Here is a 342-nt window from a genome sequence, read left to right on the forward strand (position 1 = left end):
TCCTTGTGCGACAGCTTTGACGGCTTGTCCTGCCAGTCTTCTGGAATACGTCCTGCCCGGAGGTCGGCTTTCTCCGCGTTCGTATTGCGCTGCTTTGGAGCAGCGACCAGCGTGGCATCCAGGATCTGGCCCGACATCGGCAAATACCCGGCGTTTCGCAGGGTCGCATCAAAGCGGTTGAACAGCCCATCGATCGCACCCGCCTGGGTCAGACGCTCGCGAAACAGCCAGACCGTTTTGGCATCCGGCACCCGATCTGAAAGTCCCAGCCCAAGGAAACGCATAAAGGAGAGGCGATCGTTGATCAGATATTCCGTCCGCTCATCAGACAAATTGTTGAGC

1 protein-coding gene is annotated in these 342 nt (G+C 57.9%); it reads right to left on the reverse strand.

What is annotated here, in order from left to right:
* Positions 1-342 (reverse strand): transposase (locus tag HK24_RS05540; RefSeq protein WP_143412292.1); only part of this gene is annotated, 342 nt, incomplete at both ends.

Origin of the sequence: Gluconobacter sp. DsW_058, from assembly GCF_002153615.1 — a bacterium.
In the GTDB taxonomy this organism is placed as follows: domain Bacteria; phylum Pseudomonadota; class Alphaproteobacteria; order Acetobacterales; family Acetobacteraceae; genus Gluconobacter; species Gluconobacter cerinus.